The 17720-nt window shown below is 57.9% G+C and carries 16 protein-coding genes; 12 read left to right on the forward strand and 4 right to left on the reverse strand.

The window, feature by feature from the left end:
• Window positions 1-33 precede the first annotated feature (33 nt).
• The 3 genes from Pla52nx_RS23230 to Pla52nx_RS23240 form a co-directional block, all read right to left on the reverse strand.
• Entirely contained in the window at window positions 34-1476 is a 1443-nt protein-coding gene (locus Pla52nx_RS23230) for a DUF1501 domain-containing protein (RefSeq protein WP_146523286.1), read from the reverse strand.
• Window positions 1473-4481, reverse strand: coding sequence for a PSD1 and planctomycete cytochrome C domain-containing protein (locus tag Pla52nx_RS23235; RefSeq protein WP_146523287.1), 3009 nt, complete (start codon window positions 4479-4481; stop codon window positions 1473-1475). The genes Pla52nx_RS23230 and Pla52nx_RS23235 overlap by 4 nt, the downstream gene beginning before the upstream one ends.
• 122 nt (window positions 4482-4603) lie before the next feature.
• A complete protein-coding gene (locus Pla52nx_RS23240) occupies window positions 4604-5866 on the reverse strand; it encodes a UPF0104 family protein (RefSeq protein WP_231742757.1) in 1263 nt (420 codons plus the stop codon).
• Between the two features lie 175 nt (window positions 5867-6041).
• Between Pla52nx_RS23240 and lpdA the strand changes: the two genes are divergently transcribed.
• Together lpdA and Pla52nx_RS23250 are read left to right on the forward strand one after the other, a co-directional pair.
• A complete protein-coding gene (lpdA, locus tag Pla52nx_RS23245; protein WP_146523288.1) occupies window positions 6042-7433 on the forward strand; it encodes a dihydrolipoyl dehydrogenase in 1392 nt (463 codons plus the stop codon).
• A 228-nt stretch (window positions 7434-7661) separates the two neighbouring features.
• Window positions 7662-8618: a hypothetical protein gene (locus Pla52nx_RS23250; RefSeq protein WP_146523289.1), complete on the forward strand. Its 957-nt coding sequence runs from the start codon at window positions 7662-7664 to the stop codon at window positions 8616-8618.
• Between the two features lie 76 nt (window positions 8619-8694).
• Here the strand turns inward: Pla52nx_RS23250 and Pla52nx_RS23255 are convergent, their stop codons facing one another.
• Complete coding sequence (locus Pla52nx_RS23255) at window positions 8695-9483, reverse strand: SDR family NAD(P)-dependent oxidoreductase (RefSeq protein WP_146523290.1); 789 nt, start codon at window positions 9481-9483, stop codon at window positions 8695-8697.
• A gap of 1466 nt (window positions 9484-10949) precedes the next feature.
• Between Pla52nx_RS23255 and Pla52nx_RS23260 the strand changes: the two genes are divergently transcribed.
• From Pla52nx_RS23260 to Pla52nx_RS23305, 10 genes are all read left to right on the forward strand, one after another.
• On the forward strand, window positions 10950-11753 hold the full coding sequence (locus tag Pla52nx_RS23260) for a DeoR/GlpR family DNA-binding transcription regulator (protein ID WP_146523324.1): 804 nt from the start codon (window positions 10950-10952) through the stop codon (window positions 11751-11753).
• A 98-nt stretch (window positions 11754-11851) separates the two neighbouring features.
• Window positions 11852-12574: a phosphate propanoyltransferase gene (locus Pla52nx_RS23265; RefSeq protein WP_146523260.1), complete on the forward strand. Its 723-nt coding sequence runs from the start codon at window positions 11852-11854 to the stop codon at window positions 12572-12574.
• A gap of 106 nt (window positions 12575-12680) precedes the next feature.
• Complete coding sequence (locus tag Pla52nx_RS23270) at window positions 12681-12977, forward strand: BMC domain-containing protein (RefSeq protein WP_146523261.1); 297 nt, start codon at window positions 12681-12683, stop codon at window positions 12975-12977.
• 58 nt (window positions 12978-13035) lie between these two features.
• A complete protein-coding gene (locus Pla52nx_RS23275; RefSeq protein ID WP_146523262.1) occupies window positions 13036-13305 on the forward strand; it encodes a BMC domain-containing protein in 270 nt (89 codons plus the stop codon).
• Window positions 13306-13460: 155 nt separating this feature from the next.
• A complete protein-coding gene (locus tag Pla52nx_RS23280; protein WP_146523263.1) occupies window positions 13461-14684 on the forward strand; it encodes an acetate/propionate family kinase in 1224 nt (407 codons plus the stop codon).
• Window positions 14685-15002 carry a EutN/CcmL family microcompartment protein gene (locus tag Pla52nx_RS23285; protein ID WP_146523264.1) on the forward strand — a complete coding sequence of 106 codons (318 nt, stop codon included), beginning with the start codon at window positions 14685-14687 and terminating at the stop codon, window positions 15000-15002. It begins immediately after the preceding gene.
• A gap of 53 nt (window positions 15003-15055) precedes the next feature.
• Complete coding sequence (locus tag Pla52nx_RS23290) at window positions 15056-16483, forward strand: aldehyde dehydrogenase family protein (protein WP_146523265.1); 1428 nt, start codon at window positions 15056-15058, stop codon at window positions 16481-16483.
• Window positions 16484-16517: 34 nt separating this feature from the next.
• Window positions 16518-16775: a EutN/CcmL family microcompartment protein gene (locus Pla52nx_RS23295; RefSeq protein ID WP_146523266.1), complete on the forward strand. Its 258-nt coding sequence runs from the start codon at window positions 16518-16520 to the stop codon at window positions 16773-16775.
• Between the two features lie 3 nt (window positions 16776-16778).
• A complete protein-coding gene (locus Pla52nx_RS23300; protein WP_146523267.1) occupies window positions 16779-17387 on the forward strand; it encodes a hypothetical protein in 609 nt (202 codons plus the stop codon).
• 7 nt (window positions 17388-17394) lie between these two features.
• On the forward strand, window positions 17395-17673 hold the full coding sequence (locus tag Pla52nx_RS23305; RefSeq protein WP_146523268.1) for a EutN/CcmL family microcompartment protein: 279 nt from the start codon (window positions 17395-17397) through the stop codon (window positions 17671-17673).
• Window positions 17674-17720 lie beyond the last annotated feature (47 nt).

The following is a 17720-nucleotide window of genomic DNA, read 5'->3' on the forward strand; positions in this document are numbered from 1 at the left end:
CAAGCACTACGCCAATAATTGGCCAGCTCAAACCTAAGCGAGTAGTTTCTCAATGACGTGACCATGGATATCGGTCAGGCGGAAGGGGCGACCGGCAAAGGTGAATGTCAGTTGTTCATGGTCGATGCCCAGCAGGTGCAGGATCGTGGCTTGAATGTCATGCACATGCACGCCGTCCTCCACCACGTGGAAACCAAGCTCATCCGTTTGGCCTAAGGTTTGTCCGCTGCGAATCCCGCCGCCCGCCATCCACATCGTGAACGCTTGCGGGTGATGGTCACGACCAAGCGAACGCCCCAACGCGGCACTGGATTCGACCATCGGTGTACGCCCGAACTCGCCACCCCAGACGACCAAGGTGTCGTCCAACATTCCCCGGCGTTTCAAGTCTTGGATCAGCGCCGCGCTGGCTTGATCGGTTTGACGGCACTGCCCCTGGACTCCCTTCTCCACTTGACTGTGGTGATCCCAGCCACTGTGATAGAGCTGAATGAAACGCACGCCACGCTCCGCCATGCGGCGAGCCAGCACGCAATTCTTTGCGAACGATCCTGCATCTTCGCGGTTGGTTCCGTACATCGCCAACGTCGCGTCGTCCTCGCCGGAGAAATCCATCAGCTCCGGCGCACGACTTTGCATCCGATAAGCCATCTCATACGACTCGATCCGCGACTGGACATCGGCCACGCCCAAGCGTTCTTGACGCCGTTGGTTCAAATCGGCGAGCAAGTCCAGCGTGCCGCGTTGCATCTGGTTGTCGATCCCGTTGGGATTAGCGACGTGCAAGATCGGATCGCCGCTGCTGCGAAAAGGCACACCCTGGTGTTGCCCCGGCAGGAACCCGGCCGACCACATCGCGGCACCACCGGAAAGGTTACCACCGCTGGAAAGAACGACGAATCCGGGCAGATCATCGGCTTCGCTGCCAATTCCGTAGCTCAACCACGCTCCCATCGCAGGTCGACCGGGAATGGGGCTGCCGGTATTGACGAAGATCTGCGCCGGAGCATGGTTGAACTGGTCGGTGTGTACGCCTCGGATGATCGCCAAGTCATCAACGACTTTGGCGAGGTGAGGCAGGACACTGGAAAGCTCCGCACCACATTGGCCGTGTTTTTCAAACCGGAACCTTGGCCCCAACACCGCCGCATCGGGTTGAATGAACGCGTAACGTTGGCCAGCGATGACCGACGGCGGAATCGGCTTTCCCTCCAACTCCGCCAGTTTGGGTTTGTGATCAAACAAGTCCAGCTGGCTGGGTGCACCGGCCATGAACAGATAAATCACGCGTTTGATTTTGGGCGGATGATGTAGCGCCGGGAGCTGCGCCCCAAGAATCATTTCGCCTGCGGTTGCGCGATGTCCTGTGAATCCCGATGCGGCGCCGCCGGCCAACAAAGTGGCCAGTGAAATCTTGCCCAGTCCGATCCCGCAGGTTTGAAACAACTGCCGTCGTGTGGTGGTTTGCAAATTCATGGTGTCGTGATCGCCTCGTCGGTGTTCATCAACGCCCGGGCCACGAGCGTCCAAGCGTTTTGGTGTTGCTGTTGCTGTTGGTAGAACTGAACGATGCGTTCGATCTCCCAGGGTTCGGGAGATCGTGTCATCAAACGCCGAAACATTCTTTCGACGATTTGTTCAGGAATCGGATTGGCGTTTTCGGATTTCAATTCTCGCTGAACCTTTTCGGCCAGCGCTGCGGCGATCTCGACGTACATTTCATCGTTGAGCAACGTCAAGGCTTGCAGGGGAGTCGTGCTGCGGTCGCGTCTCGCAACACAGTTTTCACCTGACGGGCCATCGAATGTGGAGAAGGCGGCAAACGGCGCGGTGCGTTTGCTGAACGTGTACAGCGACCGACGGTAACGATCGCCTCCTTTGCTGGTCGGCCAATTGGGATTGCCGTAAGCGATTTGCTGAACCGCAGCGGGCTGTGGCGGATAAACACTCGGCCCGCCCACTCGATGCGTCAACAAACCGGACGCGGCCAACATCGCGTCGCGAATCCGTTCGGCATCGTAACGCCGGTGGCTGAAAGTCGACAGCAATCGATTGTCGGGATCAGACGGAGGCGGCGTTCCAATTCGCTGTTGGTAGGTCGCCGACGTGACAATCATGCGGTGCAGACGCTTCAGTGACCATCCGCTGTCACGCAAATCGCGGTCGAGCCAATCAAGTAGTTCTTGATGCGAGGGCGATTCACTTTGGGTGCCAAAATCGCCAGCGGTGCGGACGATCCCGACGCCAAAGAACTCTCGCCATTGTCGATTGACAACGACACGACCGACCAACGGGTTGTCTTCGCTGACCAACCAGCGTGCGAGGTCCAACCGATCCTCGCATGCCGAATTTGACTCTTCATCGTCCGCGGTAAACATGACAGGCACTGCACCCGAGACGACTTCTTTCTCACTGAGATATTCGCCTCGGTGACGTCGACGTGTTTCGCGTTGATCTGCCGGTGATCGTTCTCGCATCACCAGCGTTCGCACCTCCGCGGGCAGTTGCTTCCGAAGCCTGTCCAGGGGCTCGCGAACGGATTTGGCGGCCTCGTTGTTGCGCAAGAAATGCAGCTGAAGTCTTTGTTCGGCATTGGAATCAGGTTGAGCGTTCGTCGCGAGTGACGATTCCAGCTCACTGGAGATCGGCAACGCCTGGCGTTGCCCCGATGCATCGGTCACGTCGACACGAAAGTGCCCCAGGGCGGCTACGAAATGGCGTTCAAAGAGAAGCTTCAGCGTCCAAGGTTTCGACGCGTCCAGTGGCTCGGCGAAATGAACCACCAGTCGATTCGCTTCGCCCGCTTTGCCAGCCGTCGACCATCCGGTGGAGTTGTCCGTGTCCAGTACATTTGCCGCGTCGGCTTTACCGCTGCCCACGCTGATGTTTCCGTAGCTGCTGCTGGCGAGATCCAAGGCGACTTCGTTGCCACTTTGCTCGATTGTCAATTTGCTGAGAAAGAAATCACCGCGCCGGCCTTCGTAATACGCCATGCCTGGGCCGCTGGCGGGCAGCGATTCATGCGGCAGGACTTCGATGCGAACAGCCGTCAACGGTTTGGCTTGATCCGAACCCGCGAAAGTCAGCTCGTATTCATCGCGTTTGGTGGCGTCGCCGGATGCGAGAATGGAACCCTGCGGCGTGACTCGCAGGTGAGGCATGGTGGATTTCATGTCGGTCGGCCGGACCGTTTGCCAATCGGTCGCGGACTCGATTTGAGTGGCTCGCCATGCGGCGTAATGATCACGGAGCGTTTGATGTTGCCGTGTGTCGCTTGCAAAAATTTCCGCCAGCAGCAATTGTTCTTGCGATGCGATTTGCGACTGAACCTGTTTTCGTTTTGCCGTGATCTCCGCTGAATCCGCGTCCAGCTCCGGTTCGTCCGCGTTGTCCATCAACGCCATCAACGCGTAATAGTCGGTGTGGGTGATCGGATCGTATTTGTGCGTGTGGCACTGGGCACAACCGGTGGTCAATCCCATCCAAACGGTTCCCGTGGTCGCGACTCGATCCACCATGGCATAGAAACGATACTCCAGCGGATCGATCCCGCCTTCTTCGTTCAGCATCGTGTTGCGGTGAAAACCGGTGGCGATGATTTGCTGTGTCGTTGCATCGCTGAGCATGTCACCGGCGAGTTGCTCAATGGAGAACTGATCGAATGGCATGTCTTGGTTGATCGCCGAGATCACCCAGTCACGGTAGGGCCACATCGTGCGCTCGCGGTCTTTCTCGTAGCCGTTGGTGTCGCTGTATCGCGCCAAGTCTAACCAAGGGCGAGTGAAACGCTCTGCGTATTCTTGGGTGGCCAGCAGGCGATCGACCAAACGCTCGTATGCATCCGGTGATTCGTCGCCTAGCAACCGGTCGACTTCATCGATCGACGGAGGCCGACCGATCAAGTCCATGCTGACGCGACGAATCAAAGCTTCCCTGGTCGCTGGCGCGGATGGCTGCAGACCGGAACGTTCAAGTTTCGCGAGCACAAATCGGTCAATCGGATTGCGACACCATGCTGCGTCGTCGACCTGCGGAACCGCCGGTTTGGTCGGTGCAACGAATGACCAATGTTGCTCGTACCGACCGCCTGCGGCAATCCAGCGTGTCAGGATGGCGACCTCGTCTTGAGTCAGCGGCGCGTGCGAGTCCGCCGGTGGCATCCGCAAGTCCTCGTCATCGGTTGTGATCCGAACGATCATCTCGCTCTGGGATGCATCGCCCGGCACGACCGCTTGATAACCACCCAAGTCAGCTCGCGAACCCGACTCGATGTCGAGCCTCAAGTCCGCTTCGCGTGCGTCCGCGTCCGGGCCGTGACAAGTGATGCAACGTTTGGCCAAGATGGGACGCACGTCGCGGTTGAAATTGACATCGGCATCCGACGAGACCGCGGTGCCGTCCGAGGCATTGACAGGACGCACCGTGATCAACCAAATGAAAAGTAGAGCCAGGGCGGGTAGTTGGCGAGGGGGGAATCCCATGTGCGGCAAATCTCCTTGTGGGGCGGGACTCCCATTCTAACCGATTTGGAGAAGTTTTCCCTTCACAAGTTGTCGCAGCGAGACAGCCCCCCACTCAGCACGCTTTTCATCGGCTAAAAACGTTACCGCGTCGAACCAGGGCGGCCGCTCTCGTCGCTGTCGTCAAGTTCACTGGCGCTGGGGTTACTGTCCTTGGGTAGGACACCTTGGTCCTCGTCAGCCGACGGGAACGTTTGGGACGTGAACGTTTGGGACGTGAACGTTTGGGACGTGAACGTTTGGGACGGGGGCGCTTGATAGGGGTTCCCGCTTTCGGTCACCCGTTTCTCGTCCGCAGATTTTTCGGGATCGTCATCAAACTCCAGCAGCGTCTCTCGGTGCTCCTTGGCGTGCATTGCTTCAATCGCACCGCCGTAGATTTCGTGGCTGACCAGAGCAATCATCCCGCCCAACAGGGGCAGCACGTAATAAAGACATCGAAAGATCAGCACGGAGGCGAGCGCCGAATCGCCAACGGAGCCTTTGAGCAGCGTCAACAGGACCAACTCCAGCACGCCCAGGCCGCCGGGGACCTGTGTCATCATCGAGACTCCGATGCCGAGCAAGTAAGCCGCAAACACGAGCGAAAACGGAGCGGTCGCGTCGGCCGGTAACACCAAATACAACGCCGTCGCAGAAATCAGCAGATCGACCGCAGCAACCGAAGCTTGAGCGGCCATCAATCCCGGTTCGGGCAACCTCAAATGCAGTTCGCCGATCGGCCACGGCTTTCGCCACACAAAACACAGCACGGTGTAAGTGATCGCGAGTCCCAGCAGCACAAAGCCGATCGTCTGCGAACCGAATGGCAGGGTCAAATTGGGTGGCAAAGGAACGGGAACCCACACTAAGACCATCGCGCCCAGAAAAATCCATCCGCTCCAAAAGGTCAGACCGACCACGGCGATCAGTTGGATGATTTGTGCAGGCGACAGCCCCCAACTCGAATAGAGTCGAAACCGGATCGGGGCCCCCGCCAAGAAGGTTCCCAGGTTATTGCCGAGTGAAAAACCGGCAAATGACACCAACGCAACTCGCCCCAAAGCCAACGAACGGGCCATGTAACGCAACGCCAACAAGTCGTACGCGATCAGGAGCCCATAGTTCAGGGCGATCAGAAACGCCGCGATCAGGATTTGAGTGATCGGCACACCGGTGATTCCGGCGACAAAATCATCCCATGTGATCGAGTTCGCTTCTCGGATCAGTAGTCGGATCGCCAACACGAACAGCACAATGGCCAATGCCGGACCGGCGAGCTTGCGGAGACGCTTTTTTGCCAAGGAAACTCGCCACTGGATCGGGGATTCAACATCGTGTGGAACCCAAAGCGGTTCCACGGTCATTGGCTCGTCATTGTCGATCGACCACGCTCAATAACAAGCCCTAACAGCGGGGAGCCCACTTATCGTCAGGGGCGCTCAGCAAGGAATCCGCCTACCACCTGCCAAAACCGGCGTTTGGACAATATCATCTCCCTGACAATTTCTTTCGATACGCTCCGAGCGAAAAAGACGACCGATGAAAACTGTGCGACACGAATTGGTGGTATTGGGTGGTGGACCGGCGGGATACGTGGCCGCGATCCGAGCAGGGCAACTGGGCATCGACGTCGCCTGCATCGACGAAAATCCCCGTTTCGGCGGCACTTGCCTGCGAGTCGGCTGCATCCCCAGCAAAGCACTGCTGGAATCGAGCCATCTGTACGAGGAAGCCAACCATCGGCTCGCCGAGCACGGCGTCAACGTTTCCGGAGTCAAGCTCGACTTGGCCAAAATGATGGATCGCAAGAATGAGATCGTCAGCACGCTCACCGGCGGCATCGACATGCTTTTCAAAAAGAAAAACGTGACGGCGTATCGAGGCCGTGGCAAGCTGCGAGACGTGGAATCGATCATCGTCGATGGCGACGAACCCATGCTGGTGCAAGCCGACCGGATTTTGATCTGCTCGGGCAGCGTCCCCGCGAGCTTGCCCACGGTCGAGGAAGACAACGATCGCATCGGCAACAGCACCACGGCCCTGTCATTTCCCGATGTGCCCGAGCGGTTGGTGGTCATCGGCGGCGGCTACATCGGCTTGGAATTGGGCAGCGTCTGGAACCGCTTGGGCAGCCAAGTCATTGTGCTGGAGGCCTTTGATCGTATCCTGCCAGGCATCGACCACGAGATCGGACAGCTCGCCCACCGCGCCCTGAAAAAACAAGGCCTTGAGTTTCACACCAACACATTCGTCGCATCGGCCAAACGCGATGGCGATCAATGCGTGGTCGAAATCAAAGACGGTGATCCGATCCGCTGCGACCGCGTCCTGCTGGCCACCGGTCGTCGCCCGGCAACGGAGAACCTGGGGCTTGAAGCCATCGGGCTGGAAACCAACCGCCAAGGATTCATTCCCGTCAACGAAGACTTTGAGACGTCCGTTGAAAACGTCTACGCGATCGGCGACTGCATCGGCGGGGCAATGCTGGCTCACAAAGCGATGGAGGAAGGCATCGTGTGCGTCGAGCGGATGGCCGGCATGGGCAGCCACATCAACTACGACGTCATCCCCGCGGTTGTCTACACACACCCCGAAATCGCCATGGTCGGCAAAACCGAGGACCAGCTCAAAGAAGCCGGGGTGGACTACAAAAAGGGCACCTGCCCCTACGGAGCAAACGGTCGTGCTCGCACGTTGGGCGAACCCGATGGCCGAGTCAAAATCCTCGCGGACGCCAAAACGGACCGCGTCTTGGGAGTTCACATCATCGGCGCCCGCGCGGGTGATTTGATCGCCGAAGCCGCGGCGGCGATGGAGTTCGGTGCCAGCAGCGAAGACATCGCGAGAACCTGTCACGCTCACCCCACGCTGTCGGAAGCCCTTCACGAAGCAGCCTTGGACGTCGAAAAACGGGCGATTCACACCGTCTGAATCGGCGTGGGAAAGCGTTCGGGCATCAGCCGTATCGCATGCAGGAAAGTTTCCAGCGGGTTAGACTGATTTCGCGGGAATGCATTGAGATTGCTTGAAAATGTCGTGGGCTGATCACTCCCTGCCCGACAATTCCCTGAAATGTTCGGCCAGCAGCGGCCGTTTCAAGCAACGCGTTGATTCGTTCCCAAAACACTCGCCCGGCTCCTCTCCTCCCAAGGCATACCGATGGTTGTTCGCCCCGCTTCGCTAGCCATGATCTTTCTCGTAGCCCTTTCGTGGCTCAGTTCTGTGACTCATTCGGCAGCGGATGAACCCGCTGCTGACGCAACACCGCAATCCAGCATTCGCCACTCGTTCTTCGTCGCCGGTCCAGATTTTACGGGCATCATCGGCGAAGACGGCTCCAAGGAATGGGACTCCGGTCGCGGCGGCGCACGTGACGGTTGGGTCTTGCCCACAGGCAACGTCCTGATCGCCTGGAGCGATGTGGTCAAAGAATTCACGCCCGGCAAGACCGTGGTTTGGGAATACAAGCTAGATCCGACCAACAAAGAAATCGGAACCGTGCAGCGACTCAAATCCGGCATGACGCTCGTCACCGAACTCGGCTCCAACCCGCGACTGATGGAGATTGATTCCGACGGCAAAATCCAAGTCGAATTCCCGCTCCAACCAGAGACCGATAACGCGCACATGCAAACGCGTATGGCCAGGAAACTTGACAACGGTAACTACCTCGTACCACACCTGCTGGCCTTCAAAGTCAAGGAGTACACGCCAGAGGGCAAGGTCGTCAAGGAATTCGCGACCGATGCCGAAGACTTGGGCGGCCGCGAAGCAAAGAATTGGCCCTTCACCGCCATCCGATTGGAAAACGGTAACACCCTGATTTGCTTGACCAACGGCAACAAGGTCATCGAAGTCGACGCGGAAGGTAACGTGGTTTGGAAAGTTTCCAACGAAGACCTGCCGGGCAACCCGATCGACGACGCCTGCGGCGGTCAACGCTTGCCCAATGGCAACACCGTCATCACCGCCTATCACGCAAAGAAAGGCGTCAAGCTGATGGAGGTCACCCCGGAGAAAGAACTCGTGTGGACTTACGAAGGCCCCAACCGAGTTCACCACTTCCAAATCCTGACCACCAACGGCCTACCCCTGATCGGCGATCCGCTGAAGTGATGACGCACCGCTCTGCGTGACCCGCAGCCGAAGGAGAACGCTGCGGGGCAATCACTCAGGTTCGAGAACCGTGTACTCAAACGTCTTCGTCGACGCGGTACATTTCTCGCCAGGGAAGCTGGATGCCGCCGTCGATCGTTACCGTGCTGCCAGTGATGTATTCGTTCTCGGGATTACACAAAAAGACGACGCCGCGACCGATCTCTTCGGGCTTGCCCAGTCGGCCCCAAGGCAACTTGGCACCTTCGCGTTGCAGCGTTTCCTCGGTAAAGAACTTTCGTTCGCCGGGGGTGTCCGTCCAACCGGGATGGATCAGGTTGCAGCGGATGCGATACTGCGCCAGCTCGCAAGCGGCTGTCTTGGCCATCTGATCGTTCGCCGCCTTGGCCATGTTGTACGCCATCGCGCCCGGGATCGCCATGTGAGCGTGCGGGCTGCTGATCACCACGATGTTTCCGCCATTGCCAGCGTCCACCATCTTCTGTGCACCCGCACGCACCAAATGAAACGCGCCCCACATGCTGACATCGATCGTCTTGCGAAACTCGTCCAAATCCGATTCTAGCATCAAGTGGCGATCACTGTACGCCGCATTGCTGACCACGATATCGAGACCGCCAAGCAACGATACGGACTCATTGATCAATCGTTCCACATCGGCTTGCACCGCCATGTCGGCGGCGACCTTGAATGCCTTGACGCCGAACTTCTCGCATTCGCCGATCACCTCGTCAGCCTGCCCCGCATGGCTTCGATAATTGATCACGACATCCGCGCCGGCCTTTGCCAACTCGATCGCGATCCCTCGTCCAATTCCCAGCGATGAACCACTGATCACCGCGCGTTTGCCTTGCAAGCTACTCATCGAAACTCTTTCTCTCCATCATCATGGGGTGCCAACTCACTCCGCCGGCGTCCGTTGGTGTCGTCAGCGTGGCAGAAGCCTAACCGCTGGGGGGAAAAAAATGTAGAAGCCGTAGCGGGTGCCCGGCGAACTTCTTTCGTTTCCGTCGCAAAACGCCATCGCCCTGGCCGCTTGCCGCGAAACACGGTGATTCCGCCGTGCCGGGGCCGTTTGACCCGTAGCCGAAGGCGTAGGAGACGCCACCAACCGGATTGCCCCGCAGAATTGATCGCCGATTCCGCCTGCGCCTTCGGTTGGACTGCTCAAAGTTTGGTGTTGTTTCTTTTTGGGTTTGCGCAAGCTTATGTCCCTACTGCCGGCGCAGCTGGTGGCCCCCAGTGAGCCTCAGGCGCTAGCCGTGGGCCTGAGGCGGATTGTGGTGCCAGCCCAGGCTAGCGCCTGAGGCTCACTTTGATCGCGATGCATGGAACAAAAACATGGACTGAAAAAACAATGTCAACACCAAACTTTGAGCAGTCCAGTGTATGTCCCTACTGCCGGCGCAGCTGGTGGCCCCCAGTGAGCCTCAGGCGCTAGCCGTGGGCCTGAGGCGGATTGTGGTGCCGGCCCACGGCTAGCGCCTGAGGCTCACTTTGATCGCGATGCATGGAACAAAAACATGGACTGAAAAACAATGTCAACACCAAACTTTGAGCAGTCCAGTGTATGTCCCTTCTGCCGGCGCAGCTGGTGGCCCCCAGTGAGCCTCAGGCGCTAGCCGTGGGCCTGAGGCGGATTGTGGTGCCGGCCCACGGCTAGCGTCTGAGGCTCACTTTGATCGCGATGCATGGAACAAAAACATGGACTGAAAAAACAATGTCAACACCAAACTTTGAGCAGTCCAGTGTATGTCCCTACTGCCGGCGCAGCTGGTGGCCCCCAGTGAGCCTCAGGCGCTAGCCGTGGGCCTGAGGCGGATTGTGGTGCCGGCCCACGGCTAGCGCCTGAGGCTCACTTTGATCGCGATGCATGGAACAAAAACATGGACTGAAAAAACAATGTCAACAACAAACTTTGAGCAGTCCAGTGTATGTCCCTACTGCCGGCGCAGCTGGTGGCCCCCAGTGAGCCTCAGGCGCTAGCCGTGGGCCTGAGGCGGATTGTGGTGCCGGCCCACGGCTAGCGCCTGAGGCTCACTTTGATCGCGATGCATGGAACAAAAACATGGACTGAAAAAACAATGTCAACAACAAACTTTGAGCAGTCCAGTCTTCGGCTGCGGGTCAAACAGGCAGCAGAGCCACGAAACTCGGCAATCCCGTGCTACCCATGTCTCAAAAAGCAACGAAACCACCACATGTTGCAAGATATTGCCCAGTCTTTGCAAGAATTTCACTATCAGGTGATTGATTTCTGTCACATCGTGAGAGAAGATTGTCGGCGAGGTTCAGTTTAGGAAGAATGAGTAAAGTTTGTTGAGCATCCCCATCTCGACCGACGTTCGACGTGACCGGCTACGTCAAATGGTTCAAACCCAAGGATTTGCGTCCCTGGGAGAACTTGCTGCGTCGCTGGGTGTCAGCGATTCGACGATCCGCCGCGACCTGGAGCAGTTGGAGTCGGCTGGAGAAGCGAAGCGGACGCACGGCGGGGTATTTTGGACAGGCGACACCTCCACGATTCGGGCTTTTGAGAACCGAACGGACGAAATGTGGCCGGCCAAAGCGGCGATCGGAGTCGCCGCAGCAAACTTGATCGACGACCGAGACACGATCCTTTTGGATGGCGGCAGCACGACTTACGAGCTGGCGAGGAATCTCGTCGGACGGCCCCTACAAGTCGTCACCAACAGTCTGCCGATCGCGCACTTGCTCAGCAACAGCGCATCGATCGACTTGGTGATGATCGGTGGATGCGTCCACGGTCGAACCGCGGTGACGATCGGCCCGCTCGCCGATTCGATGTTGCGGAGCCTGAATGTCGGCAAAGCGTTCTTGTCGGTCGCCGGCATCACATCGCGTGGTTACTTCAACAGCGACTTGATGCTCGTGGAAAGCGAGAAGGCGATGTTGGCGTCGGCAGACCAAACCTTTGTGGTCACCGACCACTCCAAATTCGGCAAGGTCAGCTTGTCACGATTGTGCGGACTGGATCAGGTCAGCACCGTCATCACCGACTCGGACTTGGATTCGTGTTGGAAAACAAAGTTGGAGCAAGCAGGGGTCAACCTAGTATTGGCTGCTGTCGCGGCGACGCAGCAGGGGGACTCCGATTCGGCAATGGAAGATTGAAACAAGGCGTAGCCTGACCACAACAGCCAAGTCTGAAACGGCTGTTTCCTCATCACAAAACCATGTCAGTATTTTCTGACCACTGAAAAACATAGAACATGAGCACAGCATCGATCGATCGACAGACCATAGAAGCAATGGTCCGCAATGCGTTGCGACAATCGGCATCACCGGCACCAAGAACACGCTCGGGAAATCCGCCCGGCTGGGTGAACGGGAAACCCAATCTACGTGTCAGCATCTCTGCTCGCCACGTGCACTTGACCGATGAGCATGTCGAGATCCTGTTCGGACCGGGCGCAAAACTGGAACCCGAGAAAGATCTCTACCAAGACGGCTTTTACGCAGCCAAACAAACGGTGATGGTCGTCGGTCCGCGTCGACGAATGCTGCCCAGTGTTCGCGTCCTCGGCCCCACCCGGCCTGCCAGCCAAGTCGAACTGGCGTTCACGGACTCCATCTCGCTCGGGATCGACGCCCCTGTGCGACACAGCGGCAAGATCGACGGCACGCCCGGTTGCGTATTGGTCGGGCCCGTCGGCAGCGTGCAGCTTCACCAAGGTGTGATTCGCGCCGCCCGACACGTGCACTTGAACGATGCCGACGCAGAATTCTACGGCGTCCAAAACGGCGACATGATGCAACTCAAGATCGTCAGTCACGAATGCACAACAATCTTTGACGACGTTTTGGTTCGTCAAGATTCCGCGGCAAAGCTGGAAGTGCACATCGACACCGACGAAGGCAACGCGTGCCATTTGGATGCGGCAAGCGAAGTTCAGTTGCTGAAGATTTCCAGCGGATGTGCTTGCAAGCACTGAGCGATTCCATCCAATTCGCACAATTGTTTCCGATGGCACTCGATCCCGTTCTCGTTACTCAAACCAATCTTACTCTCCCCCCTGTTTCTATTGAGGCAAGTTTCTAATGGCAAAGATAAGTGAAGCACTCGGCATGATCGAGACCAAAGGGTTTGTCTCCTTGGTCGAAGCCTGTGATGCAATGATGAAGGCAGCCAATGTTCAATTCATCGGCTGGGACAACATCGGTGGCGGCTTGGTCAGCGCGTTCGTCAGCGGCGATGTCGCTGCAGTGAAAGCGGCTACGGACGCAGGCGCTGCGGCAGCCGGACGCGTCGGTGAAGTCGTCAGCGTGCAAGTGATCCCACGTCCGCACGACGACTTGGCCAAGATCCTCAAGGCCGGCGCGCCAGCGAAGAAGTAATTCGCTTCGTTCCCAACACTTTTTGAACAACAACACACAACTTTAGAAGAGCACTCCCATGAATGATGCAATCGGTTTGATTGAAACCAAAGGCCTGCTGGCGTTGATCGAAGCAACCGACGCGATGGCAAAATCCGCCAACGTCGAAATCACCAAACGCGTAGACATCGGTGGCGGTTTGGTCACGACCATTGTCAGCGGTGACGTCGGCAGCGTTCGCGCAGCGGTCGAAGCCGGAGCCAACGCAGCCGCAGCAGCCGGTGAATTGGTCAGCAGCCACGTGATCCCACGTCCCGCAGAGGGTTTGGCAAAGGCTTTTTTGTCCTAAGCCGTCAAGAACTTGCTGACGCAGATCTTGCCGCCGCGACCGCATCGGCGCTCACGCCCTCGGCGGTCTCACACGGCAAAGCTGCCCCCCCAGCAAGTCTTGACCAAACGATTCGTTCTCGACGCTTGCCGTTGTTTCCATCCTTTGAGGTTCCCGTGCTGATCCTTGTCGCCAATTTGGGCTCGACCAGCTTCAAATATCGCCTGTTCGAAATCTCCGACGATTGCAAAGTCGGCGACATTCACAACGCCCGGTGCTTGGCACGCGGTGGAGTGGAGCGAATCGGCGATGCACAGAGTCCTTGCAAGGTAGAGATCGGCGACTGGAAAGACGAGCGAACGCTCACGGTGCCCGATCACGGTGTTGCCGTCCAAGCTTGCTTGGACCAACTGACCGATCCGGATCACGGCGTTCTAAAAAGTGCAAGCGAAGTCGCGGCGATCGGTTTCAAAGCCGTTCACGGCGGACGAATCTCGGGCGTCTTCCGCGTGGACGATACCGTGCTCGATGCGATGGCGGAAATGAACGCCGCTGCACCGGCACACAACCCGCCGTACATCGCAGCGATGAAAACGTTGCAACAACGGTTTCCCGATCTACCGCTCGTCGCAGCCTTTGAAACGGACTTTCACCAGACCGTTCCTGCGGCTCGACGAGAATACGCGATCCCACGCCAGTGGGCAGACGAGTTTCATGTTCGCAAATGGGGATTTCATGGTGCCAGCCACCGCTACATCTCCGTTCGCAGCGCAGAACTCTTGCAACGTGACGACGCACGCGTGATCTCTTGTCACCTCGGTGGCAGCAGTTCTCTCACCGCGATCGACTCAGGCAAGAGCGTGATGACAACGATGGGCATGACGCCACAAACCGGTTTGCCGCAAAACAATCGGGTCGGCGATTTTGATCCGTTTGCCTTGCCGTTGATCATGCAACGAACCGGTTTGAGCCTGGAGGAGACGCTCGCGCAGTTGGCCAGCAAAGGTGGACTGTTGGGACTGAGCCAATCCAGTGGTGACATTCGCGACTTGCACGAGGGTGCCGCCCAGGGGAATGAAAGCTGCCAACTGGCACTGGACGTTTACGTTCAAGAAATCCGACGTCACATGGGCGGCATGATGGTCGCCCTGGGACGCGTCGACGCGATCGTGTTCACCGGTGGAATCGGCGAAAACGACGATGCAATCCGCTCGGCCGTTTGCAGCGGCTTGGAAGGATTTGGCATTGATGTCGACACGGCAGCCAACGGTTCGGGCAAAGGTGAGTTTGCTTTTCATTCGCCAGAGTCACGTACGGCGTTGTGGGTGATCCCGACGAATGAGGAAGTGATCGTGGCCAGTCAATGTGTCCAAGTCCTTCAGCAGGACGGAGCAAACTAAATGTTTATCGCCAGAGTCACAGGATCGGTCGTCAGCAGCACCAAGGTGTCTTCGATGACCGGACACAAGTTGATGGTCGTTGAGCCGTATCGGCTTGAGGAAAAGAAACGCAAGAGCCTGGTCACCACGGGACGTACCTTCATCGCCGTCGACACTCTCGGCGCCGGCGAGAATGACTACGTGTTGGTGGTCCAAGGCAGCAGTGCACGACTGACGCCGGAAACCAAAGAGTTGCCGATCGACGCGATGATCATCGGCATTGTGGATCAAGTCCACATCGACAAAGCGAGCGTGTACGCCCGCAAAGACGAAAAGTAAGTCCCTAAAGATCTCCCACTCATAGCGACGCGTTCCCAAACGCTGAATCCAATATGCAATTCGACGAAAACCTCATTCGCAATGTGGTCGCACAGGTGCTGGCGGAAGTCGGCCCGATGCCGCCTGGACTGAACGCGACACCAGCGATCCCGGGTGGACGACACGGCATTTTCTACGATGCCGACTCCGCCGTCGCCGCCGCCCGCGCTGCATTCGAACAGCTCCGTGAGCGAAGCTTGGAGGATCGCAAGCAGATCATCAGCATCATTCGACGCATTTCGATCGAGCAATGCGAAGAACTCGGACTGATGGAGATGGCCGAAACGCAAATCGGTCGCCCCGAGCACAAGATCGAAAAGCTTCGCACCTTGGGTGAACAGTCACCTGGCGTCGAGTTCCTCGAAACCAAAGCGTTCAGTGGCGACCACGGTCTGGCCATCATCGAACGTGCACCGTTCGGCGTCATCGGCGCGATCACTCCCGTCACTCACTCATTGCCCACGATCACGGGCAACGCGGTCAGCATGATCGCCGGTGGCAACACCGTCGTGGTCAACCCGCACCCATCGGGCAAGAAGGTTGCTGCGGAAGGCGTCCGACGATTCAACGAAGCAATCTCTCGTGAGATGGGCATCGACAACCTGATCTGCGTGATCGCCGAGCCGACTCTGGAAAGCGCCGACGCGTTGTTCAAGAACCGCAATGTCGCACTGATTTGTGTCACCGGCGGTCCCGCCGTCGCACGCGCGGCACTCAACAGTGGCAAACGAGCCATCGTCGCCGGACCGGGTAACCCACCCGTTGTCGTCGACGAAACCGCCGACCTCGACCTGGCCGCTCGATGCATCATCCAAGGTGCTGCCTACGATAACAACCTGCTCTGCATCGCCGAGAAAGAAGTCTTCGTCGTCGAGTCGGTTTTCGATCAAATGATGGCCGCGATGCGAAACGCGGGCGCGTTGGAGCTCAACGCACAACAGATTGCGACGCTGACATCCAAGGCGATTGTCAAGGTCGGCGACGACCAGCACGATGCGGCGTGCAAAGATTACATCGGCAAAGACGCAAGTTTTCTGGCCCAGGCAGCCGGCGTGGTCGCACCCGCCGGTACCGAACTTGTCTTTGGCGAAACCGATGAGCACCATCCGTTCGTAAGCGTCGAACAGATGATGCCCTTCGTTCCTTTTGTCCGCGCCCGCGACGTCGACCATGCGATTGCATTGGCCAAAAAGTACGAGCACGGCTTCCGTCACACCGCGATCATTCACTCTCGCAACGTCCGCAACATGACCAAGATGGGACGCGAAATGGACGTCACGCTGTACGTCAAAAACGGTCCCTGCATGGCATCACTCGGCTTGGGTGGCGAAGGCTACCTGTCGTTCTCGATCGCAGGTCCGACCGGCGAAGGCGTCACGACGCCCACGACGTTCACCCGTGAACGTCGCTGCAGCATGATCGACGAACTCCGCGTCGTCTGATTCCAAGCCAGTCCATCGTCCACGAAAACGAACCATGCAACCCGCCCGCGTCCTGGGATCGACCAACGCCACTGTCCGACACGAAAGTTTCGTCGGCCAGCGGCTGGTCATTATCCAACCGCTGGGCGTCAATGACAGCCCCGACGGACCACCGCTGATCGCCTTGGACGCCGTGGGTTGTCGCAAAGCAGACCGGGTGATGATCACTAGCGACGGTAGCTACGCCCACATCACCACCAAGCACGACAAAACACCTGCCCGATGGACCGTCATCGGCATCATCGACAACTGAATCATGATTTCCCCGCATCCCCAGCCACCTAGCGCACTGGACCGGCAACACATTGCCGCCGTCGTGCGTGAAGTGATCGCGAGACTGCAGGGACAAATCAGCACGTCAAACGACGACAACCATTCACGCGTGATCACAGAGTCCGTTGTTTCGGTCTCAACCCTGGACGAACTGCCGAAGAAAACGACGAGGGTGCTGATCTCGCAACGAGCGATCGTGACCCCCGCGGCCAAGGAACATGCCAAAGCCAACGGCATTGCCATCGAACGATCCGGGACACAGTCAGCGATCCAACCAACACAATCGACAACCGCCAACCACTCCAGCGAAAACATTCACGACACCGATCGCCCCGAACGCCTCGACGCAATCCTGCGACAGTTGCAACTTCGCGGCGTTGCCTTGTGCCCGCAAACTCGAGTCGTCTGCACGGATCACCCGGCTGCAGAAGTCCACCGGCGATGCGTTGCGGGCGATCGTGCGGTGATGATCGGCTCGATCGCAGATGTCAGGCGGTTCGGTAGCGAATGGAATCCGAATGTTTGGGTGCTGGACATGAACAAAATGAATTTGATCACCGCTGTCAACGCGATCGCGATGATCGGAAAGTAGGCTTCCCATGAGAATTGCACGCACGATCGGAACGGTCACGCTGTCACGCTCGCATCCGGCACTTGCCGCTGCGAAATTGCGTTGCATCGAGATGCTCGATTCGATCGACCGAGTTGATGAGCAACCGCTCGGCGGCGACACCGTCGTCGCATGGGACCTGTGCAGCACGGGCCTGGGAGACTTGGTCGCCGTCGCGGAAGGCCCCGAGTCGGCGCAGCCATTCCGCCCGGACATCAAACCACTGGACGCAACCATCGTCGCACTGCTGGACAACATCGAACTTTAAAAGGTGTCAGAACTTTAAAAGGTGTCAGGTACCTTTTTCGTCGAATA

Source organism: Stieleria varia (assembly GCF_038443385.1).
GTDB classification, from domain to species: Bacteria; Planctomycetota; Planctomycetia; order Pirellulales; family Pirellulaceae; genus Stieleria; species Stieleria varia.